The organism is Lentzea californiensis, from assembly GCF_024648825.1.
Classification (GTDB): domain Bacteria; phylum Actinomycetota; class Actinomycetes; order Mycobacteriales; family Pseudonocardiaceae; genus Lentzea; species Lentzea californiensis.
Window position 1 is genome coordinate 38,231 of the sequence record NZ_JANBBE010000021.1, and the last position, 19,945, is coordinate 58,175.

General features: G+C 71.2%; 17 protein-coding genes and 1 pseudogene. 7 read left to right on the forward strand and 11 right to left on the reverse strand.

Annotated elements, in window-relative coordinates; all coding sequences use genetic code 11:
* Positions 1-5 precede the first annotated feature (5 nt).
* Positions 6-2,123 (reverse strand): choice-of-anchor P family protein, encoded by a 2,118-nt coding sequence (locus LX88_RS41715; RefSeq protein WP_258953273.1) that lies wholly within the window; start codon positions 2,121-2,123, stop codon positions 6-8.
* Positions 2,124-2,283: 160 nt separating this feature from the next.
* Here LX88_RS41715 and LX88_RS41720 point away from each other — a divergent pair, with 160 nt between their 5' ends.
* From LX88_RS41720 to LX88_RS41730, 3 genes are read left to right on the forward strand one after another with little or no spacing between them, the layout of a single operon-like run.
* On the forward strand, positions 2,284-5,016 hold the full coding sequence (locus LX88_RS41720; RefSeq protein WP_258953274.1) for an AfsR/SARP family transcriptional regulator: 2,733 nt from the start codon (positions 2,284-2,286) through the stop codon (positions 5,014-5,016).
* 34 nt (positions 5,017-5,050) lie between these two features.
* The gene (locus LX88_RS41725) at positions 5,051-5,482 is read left to right on the forward strand and encodes a hypothetical protein (RefSeq protein ID WP_258953275.1); all 432 of its coding nucleotides are present in this window, start codon (positions 5,051-5,053) and stop codon (positions 5,480-5,482) included.
* Positions 5,483-5,515: 33 nt separating this feature from the next.
* Positions 5,516-5,740, forward strand: a complete 225-nt coding sequence (locus LX88_RS41730) for a DNA-directed RNA polymerase I subunit RPA34 (protein ID WP_258953276.1) — start codon at positions 5,516-5,518, stop codon at positions 5,738-5,740.
* Here LX88_RS41730 and nikE read toward each other — a convergent pair.
* Genes nikE through LX88_RS41750 form a run of 4 tightly spaced genes read right to left on the reverse strand, consistent with a single transcriptional unit; the run spans position 5,701 to position 10,753 of the window.
* Positions 5,701-7,233 (reverse strand): nickel ABC transporter ATP-binding protein NikE, encoded by a 1,533-nt coding sequence (gene nikE / locus LX88_RS41735; RefSeq protein WP_258953277.1) that lies wholly within the window; start codon positions 7,231-7,233, stop codon positions 5,701-5,703. The genes LX88_RS41730 and nikE overlap by 40 nt on opposite strands.
* Positions 7,230-8,048, reverse strand: a complete 819-nt coding sequence (locus LX88_RS41740) for an ABC transporter permease (protein ID WP_258953278.1) — start codon at positions 8,046-8,048, stop codon at positions 7,230-7,232. The genes nikE and LX88_RS41740 overlap by 4 nt, the downstream gene beginning before the upstream one ends.
* Positions 8,045-8,995 (reverse strand): ABC transporter permease, encoded by a 951-nt coding sequence (locus LX88_RS41745; RefSeq protein ID WP_258953279.1) that lies wholly within the window; start codon positions 8,993-8,995, stop codon positions 8,045-8,047. The genes LX88_RS41740 and LX88_RS41745 overlap by 4 nt, the downstream gene beginning before the upstream one ends.
* Entirely contained in the window at positions 8,996-10,753 is a 1,758-nt protein-coding gene (locus LX88_RS41750) for an ABC transporter substrate-binding protein (RefSeq protein WP_258953280.1), read from the reverse strand. It abuts the gene before it with no gap.
* Between the two features lie 44 nt (positions 10,754-10,797).
* Here LX88_RS41750 and LX88_RS41755 point away from each other — a divergent pair, with 44 nt between their 5' ends.
* Together LX88_RS41755 and LX88_RS41760 are read left to right on the forward strand one after the other, a co-directional pair.
* Positions 10,798-11,625 (forward strand): M55 family metallopeptidase, encoded by an 828-nt coding sequence (locus LX88_RS41755; protein WP_258953281.1) that lies wholly within the window; start codon positions 10,798-10,800, stop codon positions 11,623-11,625.
* A gap of 79 nt (positions 11,626-11,704) precedes the next feature.
* Positions 11,705-12,991, forward strand: a complete 1,287-nt coding sequence (locus LX88_RS41760; protein ID WP_258953282.1) for a M20/M25/M40 family metallo-hydrolase — start codon at positions 11,705-11,707, stop codon at positions 12,989-12,991.
* On the opposite strand, the gene LX88_RS41765 is transcribed toward LX88_RS41760, so the two are convergent.
* The 3 genes from LX88_RS41765 to LX88_RS41775 form a co-directional block, all read right to left on the reverse strand.
* The gene (locus LX88_RS41765) at positions 12,968-13,468 is read right to left on the reverse strand and encodes a pyridoxamine 5'-phosphate oxidase family protein (protein WP_258953328.1); all 501 of its coding nucleotides are present in this window, start codon (positions 13,466-13,468) and stop codon (positions 12,968-12,970) included. The two genes, LX88_RS41760 and LX88_RS41765, sit on opposite strands and share 24 nt — an antisense overlap.
* A 62-nt stretch (positions 13,469-13,530) precedes the next feature.
* Positions 13,531-14,106 (reverse strand): pyridoxamine 5'-phosphate oxidase family protein, encoded by a 576-nt coding sequence (locus tag LX88_RS41770; RefSeq protein WP_258953283.1) that lies wholly within the window; start codon positions 14,104-14,106, stop codon positions 13,531-13,533.
* A complete protein-coding gene (locus tag LX88_RS41775; protein WP_258953284.1) occupies positions 14,099-15,025 on the reverse strand; it encodes a helix-turn-helix transcriptional regulator in 927 nt (308 codons plus the stop codon). The genes LX88_RS41770 and LX88_RS41775 overlap by 8 nt, the downstream gene beginning before the upstream one ends.
* 63 nt (positions 15,026-15,088) lie before the next feature.
* Between LX88_RS41775 and LX88_RS41780 the strand changes: the two genes are divergently transcribed.
* Entirely contained in the window at positions 15,089-16,177 is a 1,089-nt protein-coding gene (locus tag LX88_RS41780) for an epoxide hydrolase family protein (protein ID WP_258953285.1), read from the forward strand.
* Positions 16,178-16,268: 91 nt separating this feature from the next.
* On the opposite strand, the gene LX88_RS41785 is transcribed toward LX88_RS41780, so the two are convergent.
* The 3 genes and pseudogenes from LX88_RS41785 to LX88_RS41795 all read right to left on the reverse strand — a co-directional run bounded on the left by LX88_RS41785 (position 16,269) and on the right by LX88_RS41795 (position 18,178).
* The gene (locus tag LX88_RS41785; protein ID WP_258953286.1) at positions 16,269-16,847 is read right to left on the reverse strand and encodes a DinB family protein; all 579 of its coding nucleotides are present in this window, start codon (positions 16,845-16,847) and stop codon (positions 16,269-16,271) included.
* A 5-nt stretch (positions 16,848-16,852) separates the two neighbouring features.
* Positions 16,853-17,355, reverse strand: a pseudogene (locus LX88_RS44110) (DinB family protein).
* Between the two features lie 100 nt (positions 17,356-17,455).
* A complete protein-coding gene (locus LX88_RS41795; RefSeq protein WP_258953287.1) occupies positions 17,456-18,178 on the reverse strand; it encodes a class I SAM-dependent methyltransferase in 723 nt (240 codons plus the stop codon).
* A gap of 104 nt (positions 18,179-18,282) precedes the next feature.
* Here LX88_RS41795 and LX88_RS41800 point away from each other — a divergent pair, with 104 nt between their 5' ends.
* Complete coding sequence (locus tag LX88_RS41800; protein ID WP_258953288.1) at positions 18,283-19,944, forward strand: M14 family metallopeptidase; 1,662 nt, start codon at positions 18,283-18,285, stop codon at positions 19,942-19,944.
* Position 19,945: the final 1 nt, after the last annotated feature.

The window sequence follows — 19,945 nt, forward strand, 5'->3', positions numbered from 1 at the left end:
CGAGGTCAGCCCAGGCGGCAGGCCGACAGGATGATCTCCTGGCCGAGCAGTGTGCGGACCCGGACGGCGTTCTGGATCAGCTGGCCGTTCGGTCCGGTCGCGGTCTCGTTGAGGTGCACGGTCGCGACACCGGGGATGCCGACGGTGGCGGGGCCGGTGCCGATGGGCTGGCCGTTGAGGGTGCCCACCTTCGACGAGCCGGTGACGCCGTTGGCGTCGCTCTCACACTTGGCCTCGATGGCGTTGAGCTTGATCACCCCACCGAGCAGTGACGCTCCCTCCACCCGTGCGGAGGCCACGGTGCGGCCGGTGTTCGCGTCGAGGGTGCAGTCGGCGTGCAGGGCGTTCACCGACGCCAGGCCTAGGACGTTGACCGCGGTGACGGTCTTGTCCTCGTTGGGCGGGCACTGGGCGTGCGGGGTCTTGGCGACGGTGATCAGGCCGGTGGCGCCCAGTGCCCACGCCTCGCCGCGCAGGTAGACGACGACCTTCGCGACCGCGGTGGCGGCGGCGCCGTCATCGTCGGTCACGGTGACCAGGACGTTGTGCGCGCCCAGGGCGGTGAACGTGCGTGAGCCGGTGCAGGTGCCGCTGCCGGCGCCCTGGGCGACGGTGCCGTTCACGACCGGGGAACCGTCGTCGAAGTTGAACGTGCAGGTGTGCTTGTCGTTGGTGGCGATGTCGGTGAACGGCGCGGTGAAGCTGACCGTCGTGCCACGGGTGACGAGCGTCTTGTCCGCGTTCAGCGTGGCCTGCGGGGCGACGTTGGACAGCGTGAGCGTGGTGGTGGCGACGACGGGCGGGTTGAGGCCGTCGTTCGCGGTCAGCTTGAGTTCCCACACGCCGTCATCGGTGCACTTGACCGTCGTGGTCTGCGCGGCGGCGTCGCCGAACGAGCAGGTCGCGCCCGCGTCCACCCCGGACTGCGGGGTCGCGGTCCACGCCGTGCCCAGCGACGGGCCGTCGGGGTCGGTCACCAGGCCGGCCAGGCCGACGTCGGTGCCTTCCTGGCCCGCGTACGGGCCGCCGGGCTTGACCACGGGCGGGGCGTTGACCTCGACCGTGACGCACTCGGTCACGTCACCGGCTCCGCCGCCGTCGGTGCCGCGTGCGGTGACGCACAGCTGGTGGGTGCCCGGGGCCAGTGCCGGGGTGTCGACGGTGTAGTCGACGGTCGCGGGGCCGTCCTGCGGGAGGGCCGGTGTGATGGAGGTGATCGGGAGGTCCGCGCCGCCGTCGACCTTCAGCGTCAGCTGCGTGAGCTTGGAGGCGATGACACCGGGCACGACGTCGGGCAGCTGGGAGACGTCCGGGACCTCGGTGCAGGTGCCGCCGGTGGTCTCGGCGATCTTGCGCAGCGAGTCCGGGCCGATGTCGCAGCCGGAGCCGTCGGACACGGCGAAGGTGAAGATCTTGATGCCCGCGTTGACGGCCTGCTGCAGGGCGGCGTCCACGGAGCCGCTGCCGGCGCCGTCGGACAGGAACACCATCAGTTTGCGCTGCTGCGGGGCCACGACGGCCGAGGCGAGGCCCGCGTTCAGGCCTCCGGCGAAGTTGGTGCCGGTGGGGACGTTGTGGTTGGTGAACAGGTTGACGCCGCCGATGCGGGCGCTGCTCAGTGCCTCGACGACGTCGGTGGTGCCGTTGCCGTTGGCGTCGTCGGCGGGTGCGACGACCTTCTGCTCGCCCGCTGCCGGGCTGACGTCGACGGTCGCGCCGGACGAGCCGAACACCGCGCCGCCGGCGCTGCCGACGACGGTGTTCGCGACCGCGGCCTTCGCGTGCAGGGCCTCGACGGCGGCGACCTCGCAGTCGAGGACCGTGTTGAGCTGGCCGTCGCCGTTCTGGTCGCCACCGCAGCCCGCGGCCACGCCGGCGGCGGTGGAGCCGGACACGTCCACGACGTAGGTCAGCGCGGTGTCGACGACCGCGGCACCGGTACCGATGGTGGCCTTGCCGGTGACGGTGACCGGTCCCGGTACGACGACGGCGTTGTTCGCCGGGGCGGTGATGGTGACGCCGATGCTGGTGCCGCCGGGCAGGTTGCCGGTGGCCGCGTGCGCAGGGATGGCGAGTGCCACGGTGGCCGCTAGGGCGGCACCGACCGTGATGCTGGGTCTCATGCTTCTCCGCTCGATGGTGTGGTCCCCGACCGAACGGAAGGAGACCGCACGGGGCGGCGCGGATACGCCCGGTCACCGGAATGCATCGATAGTCGACCTATTCAGAGCAGTGCCGGGTTCGGGCCTCGTAGGTCCCCCGGCTCGGGAACAATCAGCTCCTGTGAGGTTCGGGGTGCTCGGTGCGGTGCTGGTCGACGGTGTGGAGGTCGCGGCGCCGCGGCAGCGTGCGCTGCTGGCGATGCTCGTGCTCGGCGCTGGGCGGATCGTGGGGCACGACCAGCTGATCGGCGGCTTGTACGCCGCCCCTCCCGCCGGGGCGGCCAACGCCCTGCAGTCGCAGATCTCGCGGTTGCGCCGCGCGGTGCCGGGGCTGGTGGTCGAGCACCACCCGGCGGGCTACCGGCTGCTCGCCGCGGCGTCCGAGGTGGATCACCTGCACTGCGCCGAGCTGCTCGCCGCCGGACGGGCCGCGCAAGCGCTCGAGTTGTGGCGCGGACCGGCGCTGGCGGACGTCGACGCGCCGTTCGTGCAGGTGGCACGGCAGCACCTGACCGAAGTGCTCATCACCTGCACTCTGTCCGGCGGGACCACCGCACAGCTGCGGGACCTGCTCGCACAGCACCCGTTGCGGGAAGACCTGCGGGCGGCACTGATGCGGTCGCTGCACCACGACGGCCACCAGAGCGAGGCGCTGGAGGTGTTCGCGCGAGGCCGGGAACTGCTGGCCGGCGAGCTCGGCGTCGATCCCTCCCCCGCGCTCGCCGCCGCGCACCTGGAGGTGCTGCGGGCCCGGGCACCGCACCGGGGCGTGCCCGCGCAGCTCACCAGCTTCGTGGGCCGCGACGAGGACCTGCGGCGGGTGTCGAAGTGGCTGCGCGACAACCGGCTCGTCACGCTCATCGGCCCCGGCGGCACCGGCAAGACGCGGCTCGCCGTCGAGGTCGCGCACCGCGAACCGGGCGAGGTGGCGTTCGTCGACCTCAGCGCCACCACCGACGTCGCCCGCGCCCTGCTCGACGGCCTCGGGGTGCGCGAGGCCGGGTTGCTGGCGGCGGGACCGGTCGGGGTCGAGGACCGGCTGCGGGCGGCGCTCGCGGCACGCGACGTCGTGCTGGTCGTGGACAACTGCGAACACGTCGTCGACGACGCCGCCCGCGTGCTCGGCGCCGTCCTGTCCTCGTGCCCGGGCGTGCGGGTGCTGGCCACCAGCCGGGAACCGCTCGGCATCACCGGTGAGACGCTGAGCCCGGTCGCCGCGCTGGACGATGACGCCGCCACCCGGCTGTTCCTGGACCGGGCGCAGGCCGTGAAACCCGGCTTCCGCGCCGACCTGGATGTGGTCGCCGAGGTGTGCAGCAGGCTGGACGGGATCGCGCTGGCGATCGAGCTCGCCGCCGCCCGCGTCCGCACCCTGCCGCTGACCGAGATCACCGCGCGCCTGGACGACCGGTTCCGGTTGCTGTCGAAGGGAAGCCGTACCGCGGCGCCTCGCCACCGCACGCTGCACGCCGTCGTGGAGTGGAGCTGGGACCTGCTCACCGGCGCCGAACGCGACCTCGCCGCCCGCTTCACCGTGTTCTCCGGCGGCGCCCGTCTCGACGCCGTCACCGCGGTGTGCGAGTCCGATGTGGACACGCTGACGTCGTTGGCGGACAAGTCACTCGTCGAGGTCGTCGACGACCGCTACCGGATGCTCGACACCATCCGCGCGTTCTGCGCCGCCCACGCCCCGGACCTCGCAGCACAGCACGCGCGCTGGTTCCTGCGCGAGGCGCAACAGGCCGAACCGCACCTGCGCGCCCACGGCCAGATCCAGTGGCTCGCCCGGCTCGCCGCCGAGCACGACAACCTCGTCGCCGCCGTCACCTGGGCCACCCGCCACAACGTGCCCCTCGCACTGGAACTCGTCGCGGCGCTCGCCACCTACTACTGGTTCCGCGGTCTGCGCACCGAGGCCGCCCAGCAGGCCGACGCCGTGCTGCACGCGTGCGGCGAGACCCCGCCGCACGGCCGCGAGCAGGAGTACGCGCTGTGCCTGCTGATCGCCTGGCCCGTCGCGACCGGCGACCAGAGCGCCCGCGTCCGCCAGGCCGACGCGCTGATGGAAGGGCTCCTCGACCCGCCGCGCTACCCGATCATGACCATGATGTGGGGCATGGCGCTGGGCGCGCCGGACGGCGACTCCGAGGTGTGGCACCGCCGCAACCGGCTGCTCGGCGCCGACCCGTGGAGCGCCGCGCTCGCGTTGGTCGGCGACGGTCTCGTGGCACGCATGGCGGGCGATCCGGTGACGGGCGCCGACCTGCTCGTGCGAGCCGCGGAGGCGTTCACGCGGGTCGGTGACCGCTGGGGCGCGGCACTGGCGTTCAACCAGCTCGGCGAGATCGCCCTGACGCGAGGCGACGCCGCGGGCGCCCTGGCCCACGTCGAACGGGGCCGAAGCCTGCTCGACGAGCTCGGCGCCACCGAGGACACCGCCGAAGCCGTCATCGGCCGCGCCCAGGCCACCCTGCTCGCCGGCGACCTCGACACCGCACGCACCGACTTCACCCTCGCGCTCACCCTCGCCCGGCGTGCCGGAGCACTCGTGGTGCAGGCCGGAGCCCACCTGGGGCTGGCCGGCGTCGCTCGCGTCGCCGGTGACCACGCGACCGCCCGGCAGGAGTGCGACCGGGCGTGGGAGCGGTGTCCCGGCGGCTGGTACGGGCCCGACCAGATGCGCTGCCACATCGCCCTGGAACGAGGCCGCGTCGCGAAGGCCGAAGGCGATCCCGTCGAGGCCCGCCGGCACTTCGAGGAGGCACTGCGCCGGGCCGAGGGGCAGCGCGACCTCGTAACCGAGACCGCCGTGCGCGCGGAACTCGACGCCCTGCCCGTGACCTGCGCGACCTGATCCGCCGCCACCACAGCCACGCCGGCAGCCCGCGGTGCGCGACGAACGTCCACAGGTCGTCCTCGGCCACCTCGTCGGGGTGGCGGCGCAGCACCTCCAGGCACTCCCGCGACACCACCCCGTGGATGCGGGCCACGTGCGCCAGCGCCGTCGCGCCCTGGCGGCGGACCTCGAGGCGGTTGTGGTCCAGCGCGCGGGCCACCCGCCGCGACGCCACCAGCGGGTCCGGGTGCGACAGGGCCAGGCCGATCACCGCCACCCCGACCATGTCCTCACCCCGGTCGAACGCCGCGTCGACCTCCTCCGGGCGGGCGATGCCCATCAGCGCCGAGTAGTCGTGCCAGTTCACGCCCTCACCGCGCGTCGCCCGGTCCAGCAGGAACCGCTGCCTGCCGTCGGAGCGTTCCCCGGTGTGCTCGAAGTCCGCGGCCAGGTACCGCCACACCGCGGCGGTGTCGGCCCGTGAGGTCGAGGCCAGGATCCGGCACAGCTCCAGCACGTGCTCCGGATCGCTCGCCTGCGCGAGCTCACCCAGGACGCCGGGCGGGCGGCCCAGGTCCTGCCACGCCAGCCGCGCCAGCGCCGGCACCTCGTGCACCGCCACCCAGCCGTCGGCGCCGCCCCGCCCGATCTCGGCAGGCGTCAGCGCGGCCCGGTGCCGGGCGTGTTCGAGCGGGATCACGCTCAGACCTGCGGCACCGCGCGCAGCAGGGCGCGCGTGTAGTCGTGAGACGGGGTGAGGAGGACTTGTTCCACTGAGCCTTGTTCCACGATTTTCCCCTGATGCATCACCGCGACCCGGTCGGCGATCTGCCACGCCAGCCCTAGGTCGTGCGTGATGATCAATGAAGCAAGGCCCAGTTCCCGGCGCAACCGGAGCAGCAGCGCCACGATCTCGCCTCGCACCGAGGCGTCCAGGGACGCGACGGGCTCGTCGGCCACCAGCAGACGGGGCCGCAGCACCAGCGCCCCGGCGATCACCACCCGCTGCTGCTGACCCCCGGACAGCTCGTGCGGCAGCGACTCCAGGTACAGGCTCGCCGGACGCAGCTCAGCGCGTTCCACAGCGGCCGTGACCTGCGCTTCCTGGTCGTCGGCCAGGCCGTGCACGCGCAGTCCCTCGGCGACCGCGTCGAACACCGTGTGCCGCGGGTTGAGCGCGCTGGACGGATCTTGCAGCACCAGCTGCACCTGCCGCCGGAAGGCCTTGAGCGCCTTGCCCGAGCGGGCCACCTCCGCGCCGTCGAAGATCACCCGACCGGAGGACGGCTTCCGCAGCCCCATTATGGTACGAGCCAGTGTCGTTTTGCCGGAGCCGGACTGGCCGACCAGTGCCACGATCTCGCCCCGCCCGATCGTCAGGTCCACCCCGTCGACCGCGCGGGTGCGCCCGTAGTCGACCACCAGATCCCGCACCTGCAGCAACGGCTCCGGTGCCGGTGCGGGATCGGCCCAGCGGTGCGCCGGATCGCCGATCACCGGGAACGCCGCCGTCAGCGCCGCGGTGTGCGGGTGCCGCGGGTTCGCGATCACCTCACGGGTGCGGCCGCGTTCGACCAGCTCACCGCGATGCATCACCGCGAGGTCGTCACAGGTCTCGGCGAGCACCGACAGGTCGTGGCTGATCATCAGCAACCCGAGGTCCTGCTCGGCCACCAGGCGTTTGAGCACCGCCAGCACCTGAGCCTGCACCACCACGTCCAGTGCGGTCGTCGGCTCGTCCGCGATCACCAGGCGCGGCCCGCACGCCAGCGCCATCGCGATCATCACCCGCTGCCGCTGCCCGCCCGAGAGCTCGTGCGGGTACGCCCGCGCCTTCTCCCGCGGCAGCTCCACCTGCTCCAGCAGCTCGGTCACACTGCCCCGGGTGCCGTGCAGCCGCATCGGCTCGGCGATCTGGTCACCGACGCGGCGCACGGGGTTGAGCGAGTGCATCGCGCCCTGGAACACGATCGACGCCGACGCCCACCGCACCGCCCGCAGCCGGCCCCACGACATCGTCCGCACGTCGTCGCCGTCGAGCAGGATCTCGCCCTCGACGCGCGCGGTCCTGGGCAGCAGCCGCAGCACCGACATCGCCACGGTCGACTTGCCCGACCCCGACTCACCGGCCAGCCCGAGCGTCTGACCCGGCGCGAGCGTCAGGTCCACCTCGCTCACGACGCGTTTCGGTCCGTAGTGGACGGAGAGGTTCTTCAACTCCAGCACCGGGTTCACCTCTTCGGCGTCACAACGGCTTCGAGCGCCCGCCCGACGAGCGTGAACGCCAGCACCACGACCACGATCGCCAGCCCCGGCGGCAGCAGGTACCACCACGCCTGCTGAGGCACCGCCCCGTGCAGCTGGGCCTGGTGCAGCATCGCGCCCCACGAGATCCGCGTCGGATCCCCCAGCCCCAGGAACGCCAGCGTCGACTCGGCCACGATCGCCGACGCCACCGCCAGCGTCGCGTTGACCAGCACCAGCGGCACCACCGACGGCACCACGTGCCGTGCGATGACATGGCCGTGGCCGCCGCCGAGCGCCCGTGCGCGTTCCACGAACGGCCGGGCCTCGATCGTCAGCGTCTGCGCCCGCACCATCCGTGCCGTCGACGGCCAGCTCGTCAGACCGATCGCCAGCACGATCGTGCCCAGCCCGCGCGGCAGCACCGTCGACAGCGCGATCGCCAGCACCAGCGCCGGCAGCACCAGGAAGAAGTCCGTGACCCGCAGCAACGTCCCCGCCAGCAGACCACCGAAGTGACCGCTCACGATCCCGACGAGCGTGCCGATGCCGACCGACAGGACCGCCGCCGTCAGCCCGACGAACAACGACGTCCCCGTGCCCTGCGCCATCAGCAACGCCACCGACCGCCCCGTGTGGTCGGTGCCCAGCCAATGCCCGGCGCCGGGCGGCTGCCACGCCTGCGCCGTCACCCGCGTGACGTCCAGCGAGTCCGCGTCGATCAGCAGCGGCGCGACCAGCGCCACCAGCGCCGCCACCGCGAGGACCCCGGCGCCCGCCAGGCCCGTCCTGCCCATCCTGTTCATACGACCTTCACCCGTGGATCCAGGACCCCGTGCAGCAGGTCGGCCAGCAGGTTCATCACCACGACCGCGCCCGCCGTCACCACCAGCAACCCCTGCAGCAGGAAGTAGTCCGGCCCGGTCAGCGCGTCGTAGAACAACAGCCCCAGACCCGGCCAGGAGAACACCGTCTCCGTCGTGATCGCCCCGGCCACCACCAGCCCGAAGCGCAGGAACACCAGCGTGATCGCCGGCAGCACCGCGTTCGGCACGGCGTGGCGGCGCCGCACCAGGTCGTCGCGCAGACCCTTGGCGCGCGCCGTCGTCAGGTAGGGGGCGTGCATCTCCTCCAGCAACGACGACCGCATCACCAGCGCGTACTCCGCGCACACCACCGCGACCAGCGTCACCGACGGCAGCACCAGGTGGTGGCCCACGTCCAGGGCCTGCGAGACGAAGTCCGGCGCCGTGTCGGTGTCGCGCATGCCCCGCGACGGGAACAGGTCTCCCGTCACCATCATCAGCAGCATGCCCAGCCAGAACGTCGGCACCGCCCACAACGTCAGCGACACCCCCGTCGTGACCTTGTCGAACACCGAGTCCCGGCGCCACGCCGCCCGCACCCCCAGCCACAGCCCCAGCAGCACCGCGATCAGCGTCGCCGTGCCCACCAGCAGCAGCGTCGGCCCCAGCCGTTCCAGGATGACGTCGGAGACCGGGCGGCGGAACGTGAACGACGTGCCCAGGTCACCCTGCAGCAGCGAGGTGAAGTAGCTCCAGAACTGCTCGTGCAGCGGACGGTCCAGGCCGAACTGCGCGCGCAGCTCGGCCTGCATCGCCGCCGTGCTCGGACGACCGCGCGTCATCGAGACCACCGGGTCGCCGGGCACCACCCGGAACAGGAAGAAGCCCAGCACCGCCACCATCAGCAAGCTGAGCGCGGCACCACCGAACCGACCGGCCAGCCGCACTTACTCGCGCTCCCCTGCCGTCGCCCTGCGCCGCCGCGCCAGCACCACGAACGCCGCCACCAGCGCCGCGACCACCCCGCCGGCCACGGCGAACCCGGTCCAGCCCGAGCTCGCGGCCTGCGCGGTGCGCTGCGCGGGCTCGGCGCCGTAGTAACCCCACATGCCGTTCTGCGCCATGATCACGCCACCCTGCGCGGGCTGCGTGGTGAACCGCGCGAAGTGGTCGGACCGGTAGCCCTCCAGCGCGTTCTCGTAGGCCAGCACCACGGCGGGCACCTGGTCGTAGAAGCGGGCCTGCATCTGCTTCACGATCTCGACGCGCCTGGCCTCGTCGAACTCCGAGAGCTGCTGGGCGTAGAGCCGGTCGTAGGTCTCGTCGCAGAAGTAGGTGTCGGTGGTACCGCCCTTGCCGTCGGCGCCCGGCCGTTGCGCGCAGGTGTGCAGGCTCAGCACGAAGTCCGGGTCGATGTTCGTCGACCAGCCCGAGAACGCCAGGTCGTAGGTGGCGGCGGTGGTGGACTCGTTGAGCTGGTTGTCCGACACCAGCCGCACGTCGAGCGGGACGCCGATGTCGCTCATCGACCGCTTGAGGTACTCGCTGGCCTGCTCGTCGTAGGCCCGTCCCGCGCGGCCGATCAGCCGCAACGGGAAACGGGTGCCGTCGGCCTTGCGCGGATACCCGGCGGCGTCGAGCGCCGCGCCGGCCGCGGCCGGGTCGAACGTGCGCGCCTCTGCCGCGGAGGGCTGCCAGTGGTACTTGCCGAACACCGGCGGCACGAGGCCGGCGCCCTTCTCCGCGTAGCCGAGGTTCACCCGCGCCACCAGGGCGTCGAGGTCGATGGCCTGCGCGAGGGCACGGCGCACCCGCACGTCGCGCAGCACCGGGCTGCCGTCGCCGATCAGCTCACCGGTGCGGGTCTGCGCGCCGGGGTTGATCATCAGCTCGGTGAAGCGGCGGCCCATCGCCTTGTTGCGGGTGACACCGGCCTTGCCCTGCAGCGAGTCGAACTGCGCCGGGGCCATCCGGTTGACCAGGTCGATCTCGCCCTTGGCCAGCGCCTGCACCGCGGCATCGGAGTTCTGGAAGTACACGAAGTGCAGCTCGTCGTACTTCGGCGCGCCGCGCCAGTAGGTCCTGTTGGCCTGGAGCTTGATGAACTGCCCCGGCACGTGCTCGGACAGCACGAACGGCCCGGAACCCACGACCGGCATCTGGTCGTTGGCGTAGTCCTTGATGCTGCCGACCTTCGACCACACGTGCTCGGGCACGATCGGCACGTCCAGCGCCAGCATCGTCACCTGAGGCGTCTTGGTCCTGATGACCACCGTCCGGTCGTCCGGTGCGGTGACCTCGGCGAAGTTGGTGACGAAGCTGCCGTTCGCGGTCCTGGCCACCTCGTCGGTCAGCATCAGGTTGTAGGTGAAGGCGACGTCGCGGGCCGTGATCGGCACACCGTCGGACCACTTCTTGCCCTCGGGGACCGTGAACGTCCACGTCAGCCTGTCGGGTGAGGGTTGCCACCTGTTCGCCAGGCCCTCGGTCACCGACTGGTCCTGCGCGGTGTACGCGGTCAGGTAGTCGTACATCAACCGGCCGATCTCGGTGCTCGACTGGAACACCGCGAGGAACGGGTTCATCGAGTCGATCTGCTGCACGATCGCGACCTTCAGGACCACCGGCTGCTGCGCCGATGCCGGAGGCGCCGAAAGCCCCAAAGTCGTTGCTATGGCAAGCAACGCGCACAACTTCACCCGCACGAAAACCCCTCTTCCCCAGCAGCCCACCGCTAACTTACCGAGATGTGCGGATCATGATCTCGGCGGACATGGAAGGCGCCACCGGAGTCACCTGGACCGGGGACGTCGTCCCCGGCACCGAGCAGTGGCAACGGTTCCGGCGCATGTTCACGGCGGACGTCAACGCCTGCGTCACCGGCCTCGTCGCGGGCGGAGCGGAGCAGGTGGTCGTCAACGAGGCCCATTCCTCGCAACGCAACCTCCTGCTCGAAGACCTCCACGCGTCGGCGCGCCTGCTCACCGGCCGGCACAAGCCGCTGTCGATGATGCAAGGTATCGACTCCGATGTGGACGGAGTGGTGTTTCTCGGCTACCACACCGCCGCGGGCACCCGAGGCGTCCTCGCACACACCTACCTGGAGAACTCCATCACCGGCGTGTGGCTCGACGGCGTGCTCGCCTCCGAAGGCCGACTCAACGCCGCCCTGGCCGCCGAGTACGGCGTTCCCGTGCTGCTCGTGACCGGTGACGACCTCACGTGCTCCGACGCCGCGTCCTACGCGGGTTCGGCGTGGACCGTGGCCGTCAAGGAGTGCGTGTCGCGGTACGCGGCCGTGTGCCTGCCACCCGCCGTCACTTCTTCACACATCACAGAAGCGGCCACCGCCGCGATGGCCTCGGCAGGGCGTTGCGCCGGGGTCGTGGCGCCGCACCGGATAGAGGTCGAGTTCGACGCCTCGCACCTGGCCGACGCCGCCGCGATCGTGCCGACCGTGGACCTGATCGGGGTGCGCCGCGTCGGGTTCGACGCCGCGTCGATGACGGAGGCGATGAAGGCGTTCAAGGTCGTCACGCACATCGCGGCCGCCGCCATCGAGGACGTCTACGGGTGACCGGTCACACCGGTGTGCTCCACCGATCGGCACAGGGCCGTCACAATTCCACACCAGGACGCCGGATACGGTGGCATTCATGCCGCTGGACGTCGCGCAGGTGTGCGCGCAGCTCATCCGCTTCGACACGACCAACCGCGGGGGCGGCGACTCCGCCGGCGAGCGGGAGGCCGCCGAGCACGTCGCTGCCCTGCTGCAGGACAACGGGGTGCAGCCGATGCTGCTCGAACCGGCCCCGAGGCGCACCAACGTCCTCGCACGCATACCGGGCACCGACCCGTCGCTGCCCGCCGTGCTGGTCCAGTGCCACCTCGACGTCGTGCCCGCGGACCCGGCCGAATGGAGCTTCGACCCGTTCGCCGGGGAGATCCGCGACGGTTTCGTGCACGGGCGGGGCGCGGTCGACATGAAGGACATGGCCGCGATGACGCTGGCCGTGATCAACCGCTGGCACACCGAGGGCCGCCGTCCACGCCGTGACGTCGTGCTGGCGTTCGTGGCCGACGAGGAGGACCAGGGCGCCTACGGGGCGCATTGGCTCGTGGAGCACCACGCCGCCTACTTCGCAGGCGTGCAGGCGGCGATCAGCGAGTCCGGGGCGTTCTCCTACGACGTCGACGGTGTGCGGCTCTACCCGATCGGCACGGCCGAGCGCGGCACGTCGCACATGAAGCTCACCGCCACCGGCCGCGCCGGGCACGGGTCACGGCGCAACGACCAGAACGCGGTGACGGCGCTGGCCACCACCCTGGCGCGGATCGCGGCGCATGAGCACCCCGTGCGGCTCACCCCGACCGTCGAGGCGTTCCTCGTCGGCGCCGGCAAGGCACTGGGCGTGGAGGTCGACCTCGACGACGTCGGCGGCACGCTGGCCCGGCTCGGTCCCGCCGCGAAACTCGCCGAGAACACCGTGCGCTGCTCGACCACGCCGACCATGCTGCAGGCCGGGTACAAGGTCAACGTCATCCCCGGCACCGCCACCGCCCAGCTCGACGTCCGCACCCTGCCCGGCACCGTCGACGAGCTCGTCGCCACCATCGACTCGCTGCTGCCGCCCGGCGTGACCCGGGAGTTCCTCGAGCACCAGCCGCCCGTCGAGGCCCCCATCGACACACCGTGGTTCACCGCGATGGCCGACGCCCTGCGCGACGAGGACCCGGCTGCGGCCGTCGTGCCCTATTGCCTGGGCGGCGGCACCGACGCCAAGGCGTTCAGCCGGCTGGGCATCCACAACTACGGCTTCTCGCCGTTGCGGCTGCCCGCGGACTTCGACTACCGGGCCATGGCGCACGGCGTGGACGAACGCGTCCCCGTCGAGGGCCTGGAGTTCGGTGTGCGCGTCCTAGACCGCTTCCTGTCGCGCTGACCGCCGCTCGACGAGCTCCTGCACCGCGCTGGGCAGCGTCGTCTCGAAGTCGATCAGCTTCGCCCACGTCGGCGTCACCACGATCCGCACCATGCCGTCGTAGAGCGACCGCACCTCGCGCTCCCACTCCACCCGCTGCTCCGCGCTCATCCCGTAGCTGCCGTTCATCTGCAGGTACTCCTGCGGGATGCCGTCGACCTCGTCCAGCTCCACCGTGCCGCGGATCAGCAGGACCTTCGGCGGGTGCACCTCGGTGTCGATCGTCAGCGCCACCACCGGGTTCGCCCGCAGCGCGTGCAGCTTCGGCGCGTTCGTCGAGGTGCACAGCACGACCTGCTCACCGTTCCACGTGTGCGCGATCGGCACCGCGCGCGGCGTGCCGTCCTTCGCCACGTACGCCATCCTGAGCATGTCGCGGTGCAGCAGCTCCTTGCTGTACGGACGGTTGAGGACCTCGGTGATCTCGCTCTGCGTCATCGTCGTCATGGCCGGGGGACGAAGCCGTGACAACGTTCTCGACATCCCCGCCGAAGATTCTTCTAGCGGGGTGGCAGCGGCAGCTCCATGGCGGGCAGGCCGTCGATGCTCGCGTTGTTGTAGGGCTTCTTGTTCGTGTACTCGCGGAACTCCTCGTCGCTCTTGCGGCCGAAGTAGTCCGCGTGCAGCTCCCGTTCCGAGCGGTAGTCCATGAACGGCACCGCGAACCCGCACGTGTCGCTGATCAGCTCCGCCGTCACCACGATGACCGCACGCAACGCCGGCCCGTCCGCCTCCCCGAACCCCGCCACCAGCTCGGCGAAGCGCGGATCGTCGCGGAACACCGGCTCACCGCGGCCGTGCACGCGCACGATGTTCGGCGGCCCTTCGAACGCGCACCACATCAACGTGACGCGACCGTTCTCCCGCAGGTGCGCGATCGTCTCGGCGTGGCTGCCACCGAAGTCCAGGTAGGCCAGCGTGCGGTCGTCGAGGATCCGCAGCGTGCCCTGCCGGCCCTTGGGCGAGAGGTTGACGTGCCCGTCACCCGCCAGCGGGGCGGTGGCCACGAAGAACACCTTCTGGTTCTCGATGAACTCCTGCAGCCGCGGCTCGATCCGCTCGTATTCCTTACCCATGCTCAGCAGTATTGATCGCTTCGCGGAACCTGTCAGCCACCTTTCCCAGGTGCTGAACCAGCTCCGGCGGCCCGTCGACGGAGAACCCGCACCCCAGCATGCCCAGATACACGGCCAGCATCTCCACCGTGTCCGCGCCCGCCGTCAACCGGCACGACGACTCACCCGTCGCCTCCACCAGCGCCGCCGGGACCTTCGCCGCCACCTCCGCGGCCGGCGCGTGCACCGTCACCGTCGCCCGGAACCGCCACGCCGCCGTCGCCAGCCCCTTCGCCAGGTGGGCCTCCAGATCCGGCAGCTCACGCGGGGAGAACCGCGGGCCGGTCGGCACGCGCGGGCGCACGCGGTCGGCCCGGAACGTGCGCCAGTCCTGCCTGCCGAGGTCCCAGCCGACGAGGTACCAGCGGCCGCGCGCGTGCACGAGCCGGTACGGCTCCACCTCGCGCCGGTCCTGCTCACCGTCGAACTTCACGTAGTCGAACCGCAGGCGTTCGCGGGCCCGGCAGGCGTTGACGATCTGCACCGTCACCTCGGTGTCGAGCTCCTCGGCCGTGCCGACCGTGTACTCCTGCAACGCGCTCACGCGGTGCCGGAGCCTGCCCGGCAGGACCTGCTCCAGCTTGCGCAGCGCCCGGCCCGCCGTCTCGGAGTCCTGCGTGCTCAGGCTCAGCGCGACCGCCACCGCCTCGTCGTCGTCGAGCAGCAACGGTGGCAGCTTCGCCCCAGCGCCCAGCCGGTACCCGCCCGCCGCACCCGGCGTCGCGTGCACCGGATAGCCCAGGTTGCGCAGCCGGTCCACGTCCTTGCGGATGGTCCGCGTCGTCACGCCGAGCCGTTCGGCCAGGTCCGGGCCTGTCCAGTCGCGTGAGGCCTGCAGCAACGACAGCAGCCTCAGCAGCCGTGCCGATGTCTCCAACATGAGCACCATCCTGCCGCACAACGCGGAACGAACCGTTCCGCAATCACTTCTACCGTGATGGTCATGAACTCCTTCCGCGTCGACGTCCCCGAAGCCGACCTCGCCGACCTGCGCCACCGCCTCACGACGGCACGCTGGCCGGCCCAGGCAGGCACCGACGGGTGGACCAGGGGCGTGCCGGTGGCTGAGCTGCGCTCCCTGGCGGAGTACTGGGCAGACGGCTTCGACTGGCGCGCCGTCGAGGCCCGCCTCAACGCCTTCCCGCAGTTCATCGCCGAGATCGACGGCCAGCCGATCCACTTCGTGCACGTCCGCAGCGCCCGCGAGGACGCCCTGCCGCTGCTGCTGGTCCACGGCTGGCCCTCGACGTTCGCCGAGTACGCCGCCGTGATCGCCGACCTCGCGCGCGAGCACCACGTCGTCGTGCCGTCCATCCCCGGCTTCGGGTTCTCCACCCCGGTCACCGGCACCTGGGAGGTCTCCCGCACCGCCGCCGCGTTCGTCACCCTGATGGACTCCCTGGGCTACCGCCGCTACGGCATCCAGGCGGGCGACGTCGGCGCGGGCATCGCCGGCGCCATGAGCCGCCTGAGCCCGGCCGTGACCGCGATGCACGTCAACGGGCCCAGCTCACACCCGTTCGGCGGCCCGCTCCCGCTCGACGGCCTGAGCGGCACCGAGCTCACGCGCGCCCGGCGGTTCAACGACCTCGTCGCTACCGGCCTGGGCTACCTGCAGCTCATGTCCACCAAGCCCTGGACGATCGGCTACTCCCTCACCGACTCACCGGTCGGCCTGCTGGCGTGGATCTTCGAGAAGTTCCACGCCTGGTCCACGACGGTCGACCGCGACGCCCTGCTCACCGCCGTGTCGATCCACTGGTTCACCGGCACCGGCGCCACCTCGGCCGAGTTCGTCTACGAGTCGATGAACTCACCCGGCACCTGGGAGGCCGCGACCGCGCCCACCGGGTTCGCGACCTTCGCCGCCGACACCGGCATCCGCTCGCTGCTCGACCCCGACCACCAGGTCGAGCACTGGACCGAGTACGACCGCGGCGGCCACTTCCCGGCCAGCGAGGTGCCCGACCTCTACGTCGCCGACGTCCTCGAGTACTTCTCCGCCTTCCAGCCCGGCGAGATCCGAGGCTGACGACCAGCGGCGCGCGCGTCGCCCGCTGATCGTGGCCGGGTGCGGGGACGTTCCTGGGGTGCGTCCCCGCACCCGGCCACCACCCTTGCGCTCATGCCCGGCCCGATGCCTTGCGCGCCTCCAGTTCCACCCGGTCCCAGTGCGCCTGCCAGTCCTGCTGCGGCAGATTCGAGTTGCCCGCCCGCAACCCGGCCACCCCGTCGAGGCCCTCGCGCAGGACGTCCGCGTGCCCGGCGTGCCGGTTCACCTCGGCGATCTCGTGCACCAGCAGCAGGTGCAGCGTCACGTACTTGCGCTCCTCCGGCCACCACGGCACCACACCGGGCGCGTCCAGCGGCAGCTCCTCGATGGTGGTGTCGGCGAACGCCGCCGCCCGCGCGAACAACCCCAGCACGTCCTCGCGCGACTCGTCCGCGGTGGCGAACATGTCCGAGTTCGGGTCGGCATCGACGTCGAAGGGCAGCTTCTCGGGGAACGGGCGGCCCAGGCAGTCGCCGAAGTAGCCCGCCTCGACCCCGGCCAGGTGCTTGGCCAGGCCCAGCAGGTTCGTGCCCGTCGGCGTCAGCGGGCGCCGCACGTCGTACTCCGACAGGCCCTCGAGCTTCCACAGGAACGCCTCGCGGGCGACCTTCAGGTAGCGGTGCAGGTCGGCTTTCGGGTCAGAGGACATGCCCGTCACCCTGGCAGAGCGGGATCGGAGGCGGTGGCGATTTCCTCGAGCCTGGCGTGGTGCCCGGCCCACCACCCGGCGTGCACCGAGGGCATGTTCGTGTTGCCGTCCTGCATGCCTGCCGCGCCGTCGACCAGCTCCCGCACCACGTCCGCGTGCCCGGCGTGGCGGTGCAGCTCGACGATCACGTCCAGCAGCACCTCCCGCAACGTCACCGCGCGGCGGCTCTGCGACCACCACGGCACCACCCCCGGCGCGTCCACCGGCAACGCCGCGATCGTCTCGTCGGCGTAGGCGCGCACCCGCCCGTAGAAGGCGACGACCCACTCACGGGACTCGCCGGGCTCGGCGTACATGTCCGAGGCCGGTAATGCCTGCGCCGTCGACCACAGCGGCAGGTCGGGGAACGGCCGGCCGAACACGCGCCCGAATAGGTGAGCTCCACGCCGGCCGCGTGCTTCACCAGACCCAGCAGGTTCGTGCCCGTCGGCGTCAGCGGGCGCCGCACGTCGTACTCCTACAGGCCCTCGAGCTTCCACAGCAACGCCTCGCGCGCCTCGTTCAGATACCGGTGCAGCAGCGTCTTCTCGTCCACACCCGCAAGCGTCTCAGACAGCACCGACAGTGCCGAGGACCAGCAGATCCAGGTGGTCCACCACCGGCCCGGACTCGACCGCGGCCGCCGCCAGCAACCGTTCCCGGCCCGCCGCGAACTCCTCGGCCGACAGCGAACGCAGCAACGTGTCCGCCTCCTGCCGCAGCGTCGAGGCCTTGTCCGCCAACGACGACGCCGTCACCTGGGGCACCGCCTCCAGCCGCCGCACCGCGAACCCCAGGCCACCGGCCACCTCGTCCACCGTCGGGAACCCCGGCAGCGCCCGCACGGCCTCGGGGAAGAACCGGAACAGGCCGATCCCGCCGTGCCGCTCGCGGAACAACGACCGCAGCAGCACCACACCGCCCGGCCGCAGCACCCGCCGCAGCTCCGCCCCGGCGGCGGCCAGGTCCCGCACGTGGTGCACCACCGTCGACATCCACACCACGTCCACCGACGCGTCCGGCACCGGAATCGCGCACGCGTTTCCGGTGAGCATCGGCAACCCCGACGCCCGCCTCATGTCCGCGGACGGTTCCACCGCCACCACGGACACCTCCGGGAACCACGCCCCGAACGCCCGCACGAACAAACCCGTGCCCGCGCCCAGGTCCAGCACCGTGCGTCCTGGCAGCAGATACGGCGCCACCGCGTCCCGCCACGACGCCAGCCCCTCGAGCGAGATCTCGCGGGCCACCCGGTACGAGATGGCCTCCACGTCGTCGTAGCGCGTCATCCCACCAGGTAACCCCATACGGATGGCGGGATGACAGTGAGCCTTCACACGGACTAAACATTGCGGAGCCATGTCCCTGCCGTGGTACGAAAGGGTTGCCCTGCATGCGAAAGAGCCATCTCAGACCTCTGATCGGGGTCACCGTCGCCGCGAGCGTCGTGTTCGCCATGGGAGGCGTGCCCACCGGCGCGGCCCCCGGTGCTCAGGAAACGACGACGAACTACCAGGTCAGCAACGTTCGCACCGCTGAACAGCGCACCAAGCTCGCCAAGTCCGGTGCCGCCATCGACTCGGTCGAGGAGCACGGCATCGTCGTGATCACCGCGACCGGGCGCGAGGCCCAGAACCTGAAGGCACAGGGCTTCGAGGTCACCGAGCTGCCCAGGCGGATGGACGCGAACTCGGCCGTTGGCCCGTTCGACTTCCCCGCCGCGGACTCGAACTACCACAACTACGCCGAGATGACGACGGCGATCAACAACGCCGTCGCGGCGTACCCGAACCTGATCAGCAAGCAGGTCATCGGCAAGACCTACGAGAACCGCGACATCCTCGCGCTCAAGATCAGCGACAACGTCGCGGTCGACGAGAACGAACCCGAGGTGCTGTTCACCGCGCACCAGCACGCGCGTGAGCACCTCACCGTCGAGATGGCGCTGTACCTGGTCAACCAGTTCACGACCCAGTACGCGAGCGACGCGCGGATCAAGGGCCTGCTGGACACCCGCGAGGTCTGGATCATCCCGGACGTCAACCCCGACGGCGGCGAGTACGACATCGCGACCGGCACCTACCGGTCGTGGCGCAAGAACCGGCAGCCCAACGCCGGTTCCGCCAACGTCGGCACCGACCTCAACCGCAACTGGAACTACAAGTGGGGCTGCTGCGGCGGTTCCAGCGGCAGCACCGGTTCCGACACCTACCGCGGGCCGAGCGCGGAGTCCGCGCCCGAGGTGAAGGTCGTGGCCGACTTCGTGCGTGGCCGCAACGTCGGCGGCAAGCAGCAGATCACCGCTGCCATCGACTTCCACACCTACAGCGAGCTCATCCTGTGGCCGTGGGGCTGGACCTACGACGACGTCGCGCCGGGCTTGACCCAGGACCAGCGCAACACGTTCGCCACCATCGGTCAGTCCATGGCGTCGACCAACAACTACACGCCTGAGCAGTCCAGCGACCTGTACATCACCGACGGGTCGATCCCTGACTGGCTGTGGGGCACGCAGGGCATCTTCGCCTACACCTTCGAGATGTACCCCGGCAGCGCCGGCGGTGGCGGCTTCTACCCGCCCGACGAGGTGATCCCGGCGCAGACCGCCCGCAACAAGGAGGCCGTGCTGCAGCTGCTCGACCGCGCGGACTGCCCGTACGAGGCCATCGGCAAGGAAGGGCAGTACTGCGGCGTCACCCCGCCCGACCCCGGTGGCAAGTTCTTCGAGAACGCCGCGGACTTCCAGATCGCCGACAACACGACGATCAACTCGCCGGTCACCGCGTCCGGCCTGACGGGCAACGCCCCGTCGACGCTCAAGGTCGCCGTGGACATCAAGCACACCTACCAGGGTGACCTGAAGGTGGACCTGGTGGCACCGGACGGCACCGTCTACGTCCTGCACAACCGCTCCGGCGGCGGCACGGACAACATCAACACCACCTACACCGTCAACGCCTCCAGCGAGGTCGCCAACGGCACCTGGCAGCTGAGGGTCAACGACAACGCCAACCAGGACACCGGGTTCCTCGACAAGTGGAGCCTGCAGTTCTGAC

Bases quoted from the DNA above. Each gene is read 5' to 3' on its own strand.
- LX88_RS41715 (WP_258953273.1), bottom strand. From the start codon at position 2,123: ATGAGACCCAGCATCACGGTCGGTGCCGCCCTAGCGGCCACCGTGGCA.
- LX88_RS41740 (WP_258953278.1), bottom strand. From the start codon at position 8,048: ATGAACAGGATGGGCAGGACGGGCCTGGCGGGCGCCGGGGTCCTCGCG.
- LX88_RS41760 (WP_258953282.1), top strand. From the start codon at position 11,705: ATGCCGCTGGACGTCGCGCAGGTGTGCGCGCAGCTCATCCGCTTCGAC.
- LX88_RS41765 (WP_258953328.1), bottom strand. From the start codon at position 13,468: ATGACGCAGAGCGAGATCACCGAGGTCCTCAACCGTCCGTACAGCAAG.
- LX88_RS41770 (WP_258953283.1), bottom strand. From the start codon at position 14,106: ATGGGTAAGGAATACGAGCGGATCGAGCCGCGGCTGCAGGAGTTCATC.
- LX88_RS41775 (WP_258953284.1), bottom strand. From the start codon at position 15,025: ATGTTGGAGACATCGGCACGGCTGCTGAGGCTGCTGTCGTTGCTGCAG.
- LX88_RS41780 (WP_258953285.1), top strand. From the start codon at position 15,089: ATGAACTCCTTCCGCGTCGACGTCCCCGAAGCCGACCTCGCCGACCTG.
- LX88_RS41785 (WP_258953286.1), bottom strand. From the start codon at position 16,847: ATGTCCTCTGACCCGAAAGCCGACCTGCACCGCTACCTGAAGGTCGCC.
- LX88_RS41795 (WP_258953287.1), bottom strand. From the start codon at position 18,178: ATGACGCGCTACGACGACGTGGAGGCCATCTCGTACCGGGTGGCCCGC.
- LX88_RS41800 (WP_258953288.1), top strand. From the start codon at position 18,283: ATGCGAAAGAGCCATCTCAGACCTCTGATCGGGGTCACCGTCGCCGCG.